The organism is Myxococcales bacterium (assembly GCA_016716835.1).
Lineage (GTDB): Bacteria > Myxococcota_A > Polyangia > Haliangiales > Haliangiaceae > JADJUW01.
Genome location: JADJUW010000001.1, coordinates 2,482,845 through 2,496,091 on the forward strand (window position 1 = coordinate 2,482,845; position 13,247 = coordinate 2,496,091).

Consider the following 13,247-nt stretch of genomic DNA (forward strand, 5'->3'; position numbering starts at 1 on the left):
CGCAACGTTATCGCCAAGGCACGTATGTGCCCAGTCGCAAGCGATGCAAATGTTCGCCGAGCCGGCGCCCCTCGACTTTAGTCTACGCAGATCTACGGCAGCGGCGTCATGGCTGGCACCGTGTGCGTAAACGTCTGTTGCTTGGGCGCCTCAGCAATGGTGTGCGCCTGACAGTAGACCGCGAGTTCACCTGCATGGTCGTTGATCTTGGTTTGCGTCGCTGGATCTAGGATATTTCCGGTAATGGGAATCGTGCACACCGTGTAATTGCCGGCGCGCAGCTTGGCAAAATTGGGAAACGCCGCGCCAAGCCAAAACTGCATGCTCGCGCCCGAGGCCTTGGCAAACACGTCCATCAAATCGGCACCCTTGTTGGCGGCCACGGTGCCGACAAACAAGAAAATTTGTGCGGCGTCGATCTTTGCGCCTTCCTTGCCCTTCACCTCAACGGTTAGCTCAATGTCACCAATTGGGATCTCAATGGCGACGGTGGTTTTCTTGCCGGCTCTGACCATGGCGGTCGCCGATCCCGACTGGTTGCCAAGCCCGCCGCCGGTTTGCGCGGTGACGCGATACTCGCCTTCAGGAAGCCGCTCGATGACAAACGCACCATCGGCGCCAGCATTGACGACGCTGATAGATTTCAGCTCGCCGTCTGGGCTCGCAATCACCTGCGCCTCGACGGGTTTGCCGCCCGCGTTCACGGTGCCGCCCATGCTGCCATAGCCGCGAATCACCGCGACCAAGCCACGCTCGTCGGAGGTACCGGCCGCAACGGGCACTGCAAACGATCGACCGCTGCTGTGCTCTGCGACCACCGTCGTCGCCTTGGCGCCAATGCCACCGAATGAAAAGGTGCCGTCCCCACCCGATTCGGTACTTCCCTCGCCGCTGGTGGCCTCGCCAGAACCCCCAATCCCTGTGCCCGAAGCCACGATCATCGTGCCGAGATAGACCTTGGCGCCGACCACGGGTGCGCCCTTGGCGTCGCGCACCACGCCCGCCACCGTGCGCCCGCGCTCGACGACGATGGTGCCGACATCGGTGGTTTCGCCGCCTTTGACCACGACGCCATCTTTGGCGCCTTCGACAAAGCCTGCGCCCTTCACGCGCAGGGCGTAGTTGCCTGCAGGTACGGCCTCAAGCGTAAAGGCACCGTCGACGACGTTCGCGTTTTGCAACCATCCGACCCGGGCGGTCCCACTTTTGGGCGCGCTGCCATCCGCAAAGGCGACCTTGCCTACGATCTTGCCCTCGCCGGGCACCACCACGCGCACCCCGGTCGCGCCGGTCTTCGCGTTCGTAGGATTTTGCGGCAAACCGCCCCACTGCATCTGGCCACCGCGGCTGCCAGAAAGCGAATACTCGCCGTCGCCCAACCCGTAGACGACAAAATTGCCGTCGCCGTCCGAGGTGGCCGTCGCGGTTTGGGTCATCAGTTCCATCAGATCTCCGCCATTTTTGGATGGATCGAGATAGGCCACCACGCTGGCTTCGGGGACGGCAGCGCCTGCTTCGTCCACCGTCGTGCCAGCAATCTTGCCGACCTGGTCTACGACCAACTCGAGGTTTTCGATATCGCGCGCAACATTCGCGTTCGGCGCAAGCTGCGCCAGCGGCAACGGCTTGCTGGTCGCGGTTTCGCTGCGCGCCAGGAGCTTGGTTTTTTCTAGCGCTTCGGCCCCGGCAGCTAGCGCAACCGCCTTAAACTCAAACGTACCGTCGGCAAGCGCCGTGGTCGACCGCGTGCCGTCGGCACTGCCGGCCAACGATACATTGGCGTACGCCACGGCCGCCTTGTCAGTCGTTACCACCCGTCCACGCAGCGCGATGCCCTTCTTGACAGTTAACAACACCAGTTCGCGCGTGCCGTTCGCATCCACAGCCGTAATGCTCGACGTCGCCGCAGCAAAGTCGGCATGGCGCGCGCGAAACCGATATGAACCCGGCGCCACCGCGGCGACGGTGAACTCGCCCTTGGCATCACTCTGCGCCAGCGGTTGGCTGTCGATTTCGCCAAAGTACGAGCTGGCGTCGATGGCAAAGATCTTCGCGCCTTCAACAGGGGCGCCCGCCTCGTCGACCACTCGACCGCGCACCGGGGCGCCGCGCTTAAGGCGGACCGCGACCTCTTTGGACTTGCCTGAAATCTCTACAAACTCCGCGTGCGCCGCAAAGCCATCGGCCCGCACCGTCAAGGGCGTCCAACCTTCGCTGACACCGACCAAGGTCGCCTTGCCATCCGCCGCGGTTGTTTGGGCATGTTCGGCCAGCGCTTCCACGGCCACGCGCGCGCCGGCAATCGGTCCTTCATCGCTGGTCACGGCGACCGTCAACGTCGCGCCTTGCTTGACGATGATCGTCACCGGCGGGCTTTTATCTGACAGCAGGTGCATCGTGGAGCCGACCAAGGCGCCGGCTTGCGCGGTAACTCCGTAACTCCGACCGAGGAGCTTGTCGAAGGCAAACGAGCCGTCATCTTCGGCCGTCGTTTCGCGCTTGGGCTCGCTGCTCACCCAAATTTTCGCGCCAGCTACCGGTGCCCCGGCCTCATCGACCACCACGCCCTCGAGGCGCAACGTGCCTTCGGCGTCGGGCTCGCGGCTAAATGGCGCAATCATGTCGCCAGCGCCACCACGGCCCGGCGCCGCTTTAGCAAGCGCCTTGGCGGCGGGTTGCGCCGCAGGGTCTTTGCTGGGCTCCACTTGGCGCTTGCCTTGCCAAATCAGCAGACCAACGGCCAACAATACTAGTGCGACGACAAAAGGTAACCAGCGCTTCATGCGCGCAAGCTAGCGCAACGCGGACAGCGATGCGAACGAACCTTCTACTTTATGAGAACCCGCGCGTCAGATCACTCTGGGTGCTTGCCGCCAGCGCCGCCGCCCTCGGTTTTGCCCGAGCCGTCGCCCTTGCCGCCGCCGGTGCCATCGCCTTTATGCGTGGCTGGCGCCGCGTCGTCGGCATGTTTGCCGCCTGCACCGCCGCCTGCTTCGGCGCCGCTGCCGTCACCCTTACCGCCGCCAGAGCCATCGCCTTTGTGCGCGGCTACGTTTGTTGGCGTGGTCGACTTCTTGGCGCAAGCGCTGCCACCAAGCGCCAAACCGACAACCACCGCGAGCATTGAAATTTTCTTCATAAGCGAAGATGTCACACGATCCGCCAACCAAGTCAATTACAGATCCGCGATCAGCCACGACGTCGCGGGCGCCGCCGACGCGGCCCATTGCTGCCAGGTTTTGGCGAGGTATCACCTGGCCGTGACGATGACCGCGGCGGTGCCCCGATGGTAAATGATTCGACGCGTACCGGCGCCGCGCTGGCAGGTTCGAGGGCGCGTGCAGGTGGCAATCGCTGCGGACCTCGCTCGTGCGGCGCACGACCTGGACCGCGCCCGCCACGCCGACCGCGGGGATCACGTCGCCCTGGCGACGACGGCGGCGTTGGCTCAAAGCTCGGCGACAGCTCGCGCCGCACATACGCCGACCAGATCTTGTGCGCATCGTCGCTAAATCCGCGGAGGCGCTCATCGAACCCCGCCAAGAACAACCGCACCGACTCGAAATCGCGGCGAAAAAACCATTCGGCGCGCGAGCTATGTGGCGCCGACACCACTTGCGGAAAATCAATGATGACGACGCCCTCGGCGCCGGCGAGAATGTTAAAGGGCGATAGATCGCCATGAATTAGATCGAGGCAAAGCATGCCGATGATTTGCCGCCGCAGCTCGAGATAGAGCGCAAAGGCCTCCAGTTGCGTGAAAGCGAGATCGTTGAGCCGCGGCGCCGCGTTGCCGTCCTTGTCGCTCACCATGTGCATGAGCAAGACGCCCTCGTAAAACATCTCGGGCTTGGGTACGCGAAGTCCCGCGGCATAAAGCCGCCTTAGCGCATCGGCCTCGGCGGATTTCCATGCGTCCTCCTCGGCCTGGCGGCCAAAGCGGCTGCCGCTGTCAATTGCGCGCTGGGTGCGGCTGCTCCGCACGCCTCGCCCCTCTTTGTAGTCGGCGTTGCTCTTAAAGCTGCGCGTCGCGCGGTCTTTATAAACCTTGGCCGCGATCACTTCGCCGCCGCGCCGCACCCGGTAGATATCGGCCTCTTTGCCGCTCTTGAGCCGCCCTATCACCTCTTCGATGATGCCGTCGGCCAGCAGCGGGTCTAAGGGGTGGGCCATGCCTTACACCGCCCAGACTTGCGCACTACACTGCTTGACCTTCGCCAACGCGCGATCACACGTAAGCAGGGGCGCGTCAATTGCCTCGGCGAGCGCCAAATAGAGCGCGTCGTAGAAGGTGGCGTTACCGCGCAAGGCAAAGGCACGGCGCAGGAGCGGCACATGCGGGTAGCGAACCATTGGCAGGTTGGCCAGGTCGACGAGACTGGCCAGCGCGGTCGCAGGGGTCATGAGGCCCGCCGCGGTCAGACGGCGCAAGACTTGGCCAACCTCGGCATCGAGCAGCTGGGGCGCGGCCAAATGGCGAGCAGCTCGCAAGCGCCCTGCGACGGCGACTTGCTTGGGCCCATTGACAAGAAATTCGATGACGGCAGACGCGTCGACAACAATGATCATTTGCGCGCGCCGCGCTCGATACGCACGAGCGCCGCCATATCCGCTCGCACCTGCGGCCGGGCCTGCGCGCTTTGGGTTAGCTCCTCCAACGTTGGGCGCTCGGCCAGCAGCTTCATTTCCGCGAGCAAATAGTCAGATAGCGTGGTGCCTTGCTGGGCCGCACGCGCCTTGAGGGTCCGATGAATGTGCTGAGGCACATTGCGGACCTGCACCATCTTCGTCGACATGTTACCAGCATAGTTGCATGTGCAGCACATGTCAATCACGGGCATGGGCCCGCGGGCGCCAGGCGTGGCCTGCCGTGGGAACTCTAGGACCGCGGGCAGGTTTTATGGGCGGCCGGGTTCTGACGATATTCGGCCGAGTCGGCGAGCGGGCAGTTGGCCGAGATCAGCGCGCGCAGATCGCGAACCTGCTGCCAAGTAAGCGCGATTGGATCAAACACGAGCGGGATGGTCGCGTCATTGCTGATGCGGGCGCGCAGGGCGGCCAGCTTGCCCTCGCCGGTCTGCCAGATCAGGCCAAAATGTTGGGCGTAGGCGGTGATGAGCGCGGCGTTCGGCGCGCCCGAGAGGTGCAACGAGTTCTCAAACGTATCGTGTTCGGCGTTGATCGACAGATTGTAGCTGCCGGTAAATATTTCCTTGCCATCGACGATCATGAACTTGTTGTGCATTTGCACCGCGTACGCGGCATTGAAGCGATACGCATACGTCTTGTAGCGCACGGTGATCCCCGCCTCGCCGAGCGACTTGGCAAACAGCCGGTCCTTGTTTTCGCAGTCGAACACGTCTTGGTCGCCATCGGCCTGTGCGAGGCAGGCCGCTAGCTCCTCGGCTTGCTCGGCGGCGCCGGAGGTGCTGAGATACTCTTGTTGGTCGACGTACACCTTGATGTCGAGCGCCGGGCGAGCCTGCTTGGCCGCGATCAAGGCCTCGGCGATCGGCTTGAGCCGCAAATGGCCCGAAGCAACATAGATCGACGAGCGCGCGCGGCCAATCGCCGCCACCCATTCATCGGAGACCGTCATCTTTTGCCAGTCGGTGCGAAAGGTCGTGGGCGTGCCGGGCTGCCAGAACATGTTGGCCGATGTAAGCCATAACTGAAGATTTGGGTCATCGGCGATGCCTTCCATGTCGCTGAGATCAACCGTTGACAGGTTGTAGGGCAGATCGTCGTCTAACGAAAATTCGCGGGAGCGTTCCCACATTAAGTTGAATTCGCCTTGAAACGCCGCCGCCAGCTCGGGGCTGTTACGAATAAACAAGGTGTTTTCGTCATACTGCGCGCCGCCGTACGAGAAATTGCCGCTACCTGAGACCACGCTCGCGGTCGCCGCCGCCCCAAGGTCGTCGCGCGGGCCGTCTACGATCACGAATTTGTGATGCATGATCTTGTTGACGTAGCGGACATTTATGCCGAGCTGTTCGAGTCGGCCCGACTTCGAGTTGGCCTTAGCGGTGCCAGTGAGATTTTTTTCGGCGCGCGCCGTCTCGAACACGAAGCGCACGTCGACGCCACGCGCCAGCGCGCGCTCGAGCGCCGCGGTCACGCCGGCGTCGGAATAGCTGTACATCGCGACGTCGACCGAAAAAACGGCCTGGTCGATCCACTCGGCGGCGCGCGCCGTGTGCGTGCTGCCGGCGGGTTGCGGCGAGAAGATGACGCTAATATCCGAGGCCTGATAGTAGCCGCGCTCGGTCGCAAATTCGAGCAGCGCGGTAAGCACGACATTGCCGACATAGGGCACCTTGTCGAGCTCAAGCAGCGTATCGAACCGATTGTCGTCCGCCGTCCCCGGCAACAAGTCGGCGCCGTCGCGCTTCTTGACGATATTATTGGCGGGTCGCGACGCCAACCCCGCCTCGTTGCGCAACACGGCAAGCGTCGTGTCGGATGCGTTGACGGCGGCAAGAATCGCCAACGCCTCGGCAGATCCTTCCGCCCACGGTGCCGCCTTGTCGTCGTACTCGGCGTCCTCGAAGTCACCGTCCTGCGGTTCCAAACACCCGGCGCCAGCCAAGCCAGCTACGCACGCGACGATGCCTAACCGCGTCGCCCACCTCGATCGATAGAATTTAGTTCGCTTCATCATGGTTGGCCGGGAAGCAAGATTGGGGCCGCGACTTGTCACCGTAACTTCACCGACTCATATTTTTTTACACTTTAAATTCAACATGTTACGAATTTCATGCGAAACGGATTCAGCAGGTTTTCATTACCTGGCGAGGTCCGTCGCCAGCTAATGCGCTGGCCACGGTGCTGCCGCCGCCGCGCAAAATACGCAACAATGCGCGCATGTCAGCCCATCGCAGCCGGTTCGCGCTTCAATGCGAGCGCATCCGTCTTCGCGCCATGCGCATGGTCGAGCGCGCCAAGCGCGGCGACCTCGAAGACGCCATCCGTCGCGAACTCGAATCCACGCAAGCCCAGCTCGAGGCCGCCGCCCCAGCGAACCCTAGCGACGATCGCATGCAACTGCTGGCTAGCCGAATGGGGCTCTCACCCGACGACGTCGAGCTCGGGTGGGCAAGCGTTGCGCTGGCCTGCGATCCGCGCCTCGCACCGCACATCGAAGCCCTCAGCGGTGAACGTCCGAAACTCGGACTTAGCCTGGTGGGCTTTGCGGCGCTCGCGCAGCTGCCGATGGCACGCTGCGTGGCGCTAGGCATGAGCCTGTCGTCGGGACACCCATGGATCAGTTCGGGCCTGCTCGAGCTCGGTGAGGGCTCGGTGGGCACCTTGCGGCCGGTCACGGCCTCGGGGCGCCTTTGCCGCTATCTCGCCGGCGACAACGCGCCCGACGACGACGTCGCCACGTATGGGGGGACCGTGGAATTGCCTGAAGCGCTAGTGTTCAGCCCGGGGCAGATGGTGGCGCTCGCACGGCTCCGACAGGCATTTTCCCTCACGGACAAACCCGTCATCCAACTTGCCGGCGTGTCGTGGACGGGCCGCCGCACCGCGCTCGCGCACGTCGCCGCCGAACACAACCTCGCCGTCGTCTTTGTCGATCTGTCGCTGGTCGGCAACAACCGCGCGAACATTGAGCGCGTGTTGCGCGGCCTGCGCCGCGAAGCGATGTTGCGCCCCGCGATTCCCATGGTGGTTGGCATCGAAAGCATCGCGGCGGGCGAACAACCCGATCAAGAGCGGCTGCGCGCCGTCGCGAATTTTCTCGACACCTATGCTGGCATCTGCGGCACCGCCACCACCGATGCCTCGGTCGATCTGCCGCTTTCGCGCCCCACCTGGCGCGTGGCCTGGCCCGTGCCCGATGGCGCCACGCGCAGCGCGCTGTGGAAGGGATACCTTGGTGACGCCTCGGCGGACGTGCAGCGGGATATCGAGCAAACCGCGATGCGCTACAAGATGGGCGCGGGCGCCATCCGTCGCGCCGTGCGCGCCGCGCGCGTGGTCGCGAGCGGGCGCGACGACGCGCGGATCACCAGCGACGATATCATCGAGGGCACGCGCCATGAAATTAGCGAACGCCTTGGCGCCTTGGCGATGCGAGTAGACGTCGACCAATCGTGGGAAGACATCGTCTTGCCGCCCGATATTCTCGACCAGATCCGTGCGCTCATCTCGCGCGTCCGCCATAGCCACAAGGTGCTCGATCAGTGGGGCTTTCATCGCAAGGTGGGACGCGCCACCGGGGTTGCGGCGCTGTTTTCAGGGCCACCGGGCACGGGCAAATCCATGGTCGCAGGGATTATCGCGCGCGATTTAGGCCTAGACCTCTACCAGATCGACCTTTCCAAGGTGGTTTCGAAGTGGGTTGGCGAAACCGAAAAGCAGCTCGCCAAGATCTTTGACGCCGCCTCGTCGGGCCAGGTGCTCTTGCTCTTTGACGAGGCCGACTCGCTGTTTGCCAAGCGCACCGAGGTCAAGTCGTCGGTCGATCGCTATGCCAACCTCGAGGTCAACTACCTCTTACAACGCATCGAGGCGTTCTCCGGCATCACGCTGCTCACGACCAACCTCGACTCGAGCATCGACCCCGCGGTGCGGCGACGGCTTGCGGCGCACGTCAAGTTCTACGCGCCCGACGAGGGCGAGCGCGCCGAGCTCTGGCGCCGCATGCTGGCCGTCGATGCGCCGCGCGCAGCCGATATAAATGCCGATGACCTGGCGCAACAATTCGCCGACATGACCGGCGGCAACATCAAGAATGCCGTCATTGGCGCCGCCTTCTTGGCCGCCGCCGAAGATCACCACATCGATCACGCCACGCTCGAGCGCGCCGCGCGCAGCGAATACAGCTCGATGGGACGCGTGCTCGGCAACGGCCGTCGCCGATAAGATGTGCTAAACTGCCGCCATGAAGGCATTTCGCTGCGTTTTAGCCACTGTGTTCTTACTCGCCAGCGCCGCCGCCTGCGACAACTCGTCAAGCGCCACCGCTGAGGCCGGCAAGGCGCCTGCGGGCAAGGTGGTCGGCGGCGTGCGCTACCTTGCCATCGACGTGGTCGATAGCGGCTATAAGCCCGACAAGCTGACCGCCAAGCCCGGCGAAAAGCTCATGCTGGTGTTTACGCGCAAGACCGAAAGCGCGTGCGCCAAGCAAATCAAAATTGCCGGCGGTGCCGCCGTCGATTTGCCACTTAACGAGCCCAAGGAATTTCCCGTCACCATGCCGGCGAGCGGCAAGCTCGGGTTTGCCTGCGGCATGGATATGATGACCGGCGTCATCGTTCCAAACTGACGTCGCGGCCTACCTCACGGCAAACGACACCACAAAACACACCGGGACCGGCCGGCCCTGATCAAGATAGGGTCGATAGGTCCAACCGCGAATCGTTTTTTCGATATCGCGCTTGGCGTGGGCCGGTACCGCGCCAAGCACGCTGACCGAGCTGACGCCGCCAGCGGCGTCGATGCACAGCTTGTTGCTAATAAAGTCGGGCAGCGCGCGGTCTTCGCGCAGCTTGGGCGTGGCGCCAGCGAGGCGCGTTACCGTGCCGGGTGGCACGACGCGTGGCTGGCGTGACGCCGCTGGTGGTGTCGCGGACGCCGCCGCGACGATCAGCGAGGTTGCGGATGCAGACGATGTCGCGGGCGCAGCCAACAGCGCTGGGGGCGCGTCCAGCGGCTGTGTTTCCTCAACTCGCGCATCGGGCGCCAGCGGCGCGGGCGTGCTGGTCAGCGACTCGGCCGGCGCGGGAGCTAGCGGTAGCGGCGCGGCGATCCGCGGCGCGACCTCGCTGGCCTGGCGTTGCCTAATCTCCGACGGCGTTGGCTCAAAGACATATGTCGCGTCGGCCTTGGCGACAAATTGTTTACGCCACACCGTCTCGCCTTGCGCCTTGAGCACCAGCTCATGCGGCCCTGGTTGCAACTCGCGCTGCAGCGGCGACGTGGTCTGCCAATCGCTTTCATCGAGGCGCGCGGCATACTTGGCATCAAACCGCAGCACCACGCTCGCCAGGTGATTGGCGCTCGCCTTTTCCAGCACATGGTGAATCGCGAGCGCCTCGCGTGGCTGCACGTTTAGATTGAGCACCGCCGGCTTGTAGCCTGCGTGCGAAATTGTCAGATTGTATTCACCTGGCGCTAGGTCCCGCACAAATGGCGATCCTTGCTGCGGCGCGTCGCCATCGATCGCAAGCGATGCCGTGTCGGGCACGACCGTCACGCGCACCTTGCTCGGTGGCACGGGCGCCGGCGCGACTTCGACCGTGGGAGCCGCGCGGGGCACAGGCACCCGGCCCACGGCCCACCACGCCCCATACGCTAGCGCGCCAAGCACGAGCCCTAGCGCCGCCCATTTGGGCCACCGAGCCCGCTCGCTGCCCTGCACAACCGCCGCCCCGAGTGACAACGGTGCCTCATACGTCTCGCGCATCGCCTCATCGACGGCGTCGTCGCGCGAGCCCGCCGCCCACACAAACGACGAGGTCGTGCGCTTGCGCCGGCCATCGCGTCCCGCCAACGAGCCCGGCCGCAAGTCGACGATCGTCGCGTCCATTTTTTCCGAGACATCCGGCACGTCGTCGAGCACCACCGGGACGCCGCTGGTTTGCTCGCGCTGCCCCCATGCCTCCTCGACCACCTCATCCTCTGCCTCGGCTTCGAGGCGCGCGCGCGCGCCGTTTGCATCGTGCGGCGATGCCGTCGCCGCAGGTGGCTTGCGCCATGTATTGGTCGGTCCCGCGACGTCGACCGCGCCTGGCCTATCCGCGCTTGGATCCGGCAACGCGAACGCCCATTCACACCACTGCGTAACCTGGTGCGCCGTCGCCTCGACACCCAGGCGGCGCTGCACCCCCACCAACGCGGCACGAAACGCCGAGGCCGAGCCAAACCTGGTTTCAGGATCCCGCTCAAGCGCTTTGGCAATCACCGCGTCGAGCTCACGCGGGCATTTTGGATTTTGCGCGCTCGGCGGCGCGATGTCGCCGCGCTGCACCTTGAGCAGCGTCTGATACTCATTTTTGGAGGCAAACAGGGGACGCGCCGTCAGCAGCTCGTGCGCGATAATGCCCGCCGAAAACAGATCAGCGCGGCCATCAGTGGACTTGCCGGAAATAGCCTCTGGCGCCATGTAGGCGAGCTTGCCTTTGACCCGTCCAGTCTGCGTGCGGAACTGCTGTGCCTGCGCCTTGGCAATGCCAAAATCGATGATCTTGACGTCACCGGCGCTCGTCAGCAGCAAATTTGACGGCGACACATCGCGATGCACCAGCCCCAGCGGCTGCCCGTGTTCGTCGCGCCGCGTGTGCGCGTACCCGAGCGCCTCGAGCAGCTGCAACATTACCGACAGCGTAACGGCGATCGGCGGCGGCCCGGCAACACGACGGGCCTGCCGCAGCAGCCGTCGCAGATCGCGGCCGTCGATGTACTCCATCGAAATGAAGTAGACGTGCCCGACGCGGCCGAGTTCGTAGAGCTGCACGATATTGGGGTGCTGCAGCATCGAAGCCAACTTGGCCTCGCGCACAAACGAACGCACGAACGTCTCATCCTCGGCCAAGTGCGGCAGCAGGCGCTTTAGCGCGACGGTGCGAGGCTTGCCATCAACGCCCTGTTCGATGGCGCGATGGACCGTGGCCATGCCGCCAACTCCCAGGCGCTCACACACCGTGTACGGCCCAAAACGCTCACCACCTGGATGCCCCGCCGGCAGGGCGGCGTCAGTTTTATGCGGTGACTCCGACATGGGGGCTGCGACGTAAAAGTCTACAGGTCGGCGCAAGTGCTTTCAACGCCGATATGGCCGGGCCGCCTGCCCACATGTAGGCTTGAGCCTAAACTTCGCTCGGTGTCTTGAGGTCCATCGTTAGCGCGTGAATGGGTCCCTTGAGTTCTTCGGCCAAGGCCGCGTTAACCAGACGGTGGCGCTGCACCATGGTCTTGCCCGCGAACGCCTCGGAGACTATGGACGCCTTCCAATGGTCTTTCGTGCCGGTTAGATCCTGTAGCTCGATCACCGCATCTGGCAGCGCGGCGACGAGCTTGGCGACAATCGCTTCTTTTCCATGGCTCGTTCTCCCTACAGGATTCCCAGCGACTTGCCAACCGTCGCGAAGGCGGCGAGCGCGAGGTCGATATCGGCGTCCGTGTGCGCCGCCGAAATTTGCACCCGAATGCGCGCCTGGCCGTGCGGCACGACGGGATAAGAAAAGCCAATCACATAGATGCCGTGGGTCAGCAACTCGGCGGCGAATTGCCCTGCAAGCTTGGCATCGCCGAGCATGACCGGGACAATCGGGTGCGTACCGGGGCGCACCGTCAAGCCAGTGGCGACGATGCCGCGGCGAAAGCGCTGGGTGTTGGCGTCGAGCCGGTCGCGCAGCGCCGTCGACGCGGTAATCAACTCAAGCGCGGCCAAGCTGCCGGCGACGATGGGTGGCGCCAGCGTGTTGGAGAAGAGATACGGCCGCGAGCGATTGCGCAAGAGCTCAACGATTTCCCGGCGGCCGCTGGTAAAGCCGCCCGACGCGCCACCCAGCGCCTTGCCCAAGGTGGACGTAATAATATCGACGCGGCCGACCACGTCGCAGTGCTCCGGCGTGCCGCGGCCCGTCGCGCCGACAAACCCAGTTGCGTGGCTATCATCCACCATGACCAACGCGTGATACTTGTCCGCGAGGTCGCAAATCGCGCGCAAATCGGCAATGTCGCCGTCCATCGAAAAGACGCCGTCGGTGGCGATGAGGCGCAAGCGCCGCGCCTGGGTCGCTTGCAGCATGGCCTCAAGCTGCGCCAGGTTGCCGTGTTCGTAGCGATGCCGCTCGGCCTTACACAGGCGAATGCCATCAATGATCGACGCATGGTTGAGCGCATCGGAGATGATGGCGTCTTCCTCGCCGAGCAAGGTTTCAAACAGGCCCCCGTTGGCGTCAAAACATGAGCCATACAGAATCGTGTCTTCTGTCGCGAGCAAGCTCGAGATGGCGGCCTCGAGCGCCTTGTGGCCATCCTGCGTGCCACAGATAAAGCGCACGCTCGACATGCCGTAGCCGCGTTCATCTAGCGCGCGATGCGCCGCGGCAATCACCGTCGGGTGGCTAGACAACCCAAGGTAGTTATTGGCGCAAAAATTGAGCACGCGCTGCGCGCCGACCTCAATCTCGCGCGCCTGCGGCGAGGTGATCACGCGCTCGTGCTTCCATAAGCCCGCCGTCGCGATTTGCGTTAGCTGCTCTTTGATCGGATCGGTAAGCGCCATGGCG

At 63.9% G+C, this 13,247-nt stretch carries 11 protein-coding genes; 2 read left to right on the forward strand and 9 right to left on the reverse strand.

Translation table 11 applies throughout. The features are described 5' to 3' along the window. Positions 1–92: 92 nt before the first annotated feature. The 6 genes from IPL79_10950 to IPL79_10975 form a co-directional block, all read right to left on the reverse strand. Positions 93–2,783, reverse strand: coding sequence for a carboxypeptidase regulatory-like domain-containing protein (locus IPL79_10950; protein ID MBK9071505.1), 2,691 nt, complete (start codon positions 2,781–2,783; stop codon positions 93–95). A 71-nt stretch (positions 2,784–2,854) separates the two neighbouring features. Next, the gene (locus IPL79_10955; GenBank protein MBK9071506.1) at positions 2,855–3,139 is read right to left on the reverse strand and encodes a hypothetical protein; all 285 of its coding nucleotides are present in this window, start codon (positions 3,137–3,139) and stop codon (positions 2,855–2,857) included. Positions 3,140–3,189: 50 nt separating this feature from the next. Then, a complete protein-coding gene (locus tag IPL79_10960) occupies positions 3,190–4,173 on the reverse strand; it encodes a hypothetical protein (protein ID MBK9071507.1) in 984 nt (327 codons plus the stop codon). A 3-nt stretch (positions 4,174–4,176) separates the two neighbouring features. Next, complete coding sequence (locus IPL79_10965; protein MBK9071508.1) at positions 4,177–4,566, reverse strand: type II toxin-antitoxin system VapC family toxin; 390 nt, start codon at positions 4,564–4,566, stop codon at positions 4,177–4,179. Next, positions 4,566–4,796 (reverse strand): hypothetical protein, encoded by a 231-nt coding sequence (locus IPL79_10970; GenBank protein MBK9071509.1) that lies wholly within the window; start codon positions 4,794–4,796, stop codon positions 4,566–4,568. Before IPL79_10970 ends, IPL79_10965 begins: the two co-directional genes overlap by 1 nt. Before the next feature lie 83 nt (positions 4,797–4,879). Next, positions 4,880–6,664 (reverse strand): hypothetical protein, encoded by a 1,785-nt coding sequence (locus IPL79_10975; GenBank protein ID MBK9071510.1) that lies wholly within the window; start codon positions 6,662–6,664, stop codon positions 4,880–4,882. Between the two features lie 203 nt (positions 6,665–6,867). Between IPL79_10975 and IPL79_10980 the strand changes: the two genes are divergently transcribed. Both IPL79_10980 and IPL79_10985 read left to right on the forward strand, forming a co-directional pair. Then, positions 6,868–8,874 (forward strand): AAA family ATPase, encoded by a 2,007-nt coding sequence (locus IPL79_10980; protein ID MBK9071511.1) that lies wholly within the window; start codon positions 6,868–6,870, stop codon positions 8,872–8,874. A gap of 19 nt (positions 8,875–8,893) precedes the next feature. Continuing rightward, a complete protein-coding gene (locus IPL79_10985) occupies positions 8,894–9,277 on the forward strand; it encodes a cupredoxin domain-containing protein (GenBank protein MBK9071512.1) in 384 nt (127 codons plus the stop codon). Between the two features lie 9 nt (positions 9,278–9,286). Here IPL79_10985 and IPL79_10990 read toward each other — a convergent pair whose 3' ends face one another. From IPL79_10990 to kbl, 3 genes are all read right to left on the reverse strand, one after another. After that, positions 9,287–11,731, reverse strand: a complete 2,445-nt coding sequence (locus IPL79_10990) for a serine/threonine protein kinase (protein MBK9071513.1) — start codon at positions 11,729–11,731, stop codon at positions 9,287–9,289. Positions 11,732–11,819: 88 nt separating this feature from the next. Further along, positions 11,820–12,038 (reverse strand): BolA family transcriptional regulator, encoded by a 219-nt coding sequence (locus IPL79_10995; protein ID MBK9071514.1) that lies wholly within the window; start codon positions 12,036–12,038, stop codon positions 11,820–11,822. Between the two features lie 26 nt (positions 12,039–12,064). After that, a complete protein-coding gene (gene kbl / locus IPL79_11000) occupies positions 12,065–13,243 on the reverse strand; it encodes a glycine C-acetyltransferase (GenBank protein ID MBK9071515.1) in 1,179 nt (392 codons plus the stop codon). Positions 13,244–13,247: the final 4 nt, after the last annotated feature.

Excerpts from the sequence above, each read along its gene's own strand:
- IPL79_10970 (MBK9071509.1), bottom strand. The coding sequence starts at position 4,796 with ATGTCGACGAAGATGGTGCAGGTCCGCAATGTGCCTCAGCACATTCAT.
- IPL79_10955 (MBK9071506.1), bottom strand. The coding sequence starts at position 3,139 with ATGAAGAAAATTTCAATGCTCGCGGTGGTTGTCGGTTTGGCGCTTGGT.
- IPL79_10990 (MBK9071513.1), bottom strand. The coding sequence starts at position 11,731 with ATGTCGGAGTCACCGCATAAAACTGACGCCGCCCTGCCGGCGGGGCAT.
- IPL79_10980 (MBK9071511.1), top strand. The coding sequence starts at position 6,868 with ATGTCAGCCCATCGCAGCCGGTTCGCGCTTCAATGCGAGCGCATCCGT.
- IPL79_10975 (MBK9071510.1), bottom strand. The coding sequence starts at position 6,664 with ATGATGAAGCGAACTAAATTCTATCGATCGAGGTGGGCGACGCGGTTA.
- IPL79_10960 (MBK9071507.1), bottom strand. The coding sequence starts at position 4,173 with ATGGCCCACCCCTTAGACCCGCTGCTGGCCGACGGCATCATCGAAGAG.
- IPL79_10950 (MBK9071505.1), bottom strand. The coding sequence starts at position 2,783 with ATGAAGCGCTGGTTACCTTTTGTCGTCGCACTAGTATTGTTGGCCGTT.
- IPL79_10985 (MBK9071512.1), top strand. The coding sequence starts at position 8,894 with ATGAAGGCATTTCGCTGCGTTTTAGCCACTGTGTTCTTACTCGCCAGC.
- kbl (MBK9071515.1), bottom strand. The coding sequence starts at position 13,243 with ATGGCGCTTACCGATCCGATCAAAGAGCAGCTAACGCAAATCGCGACG.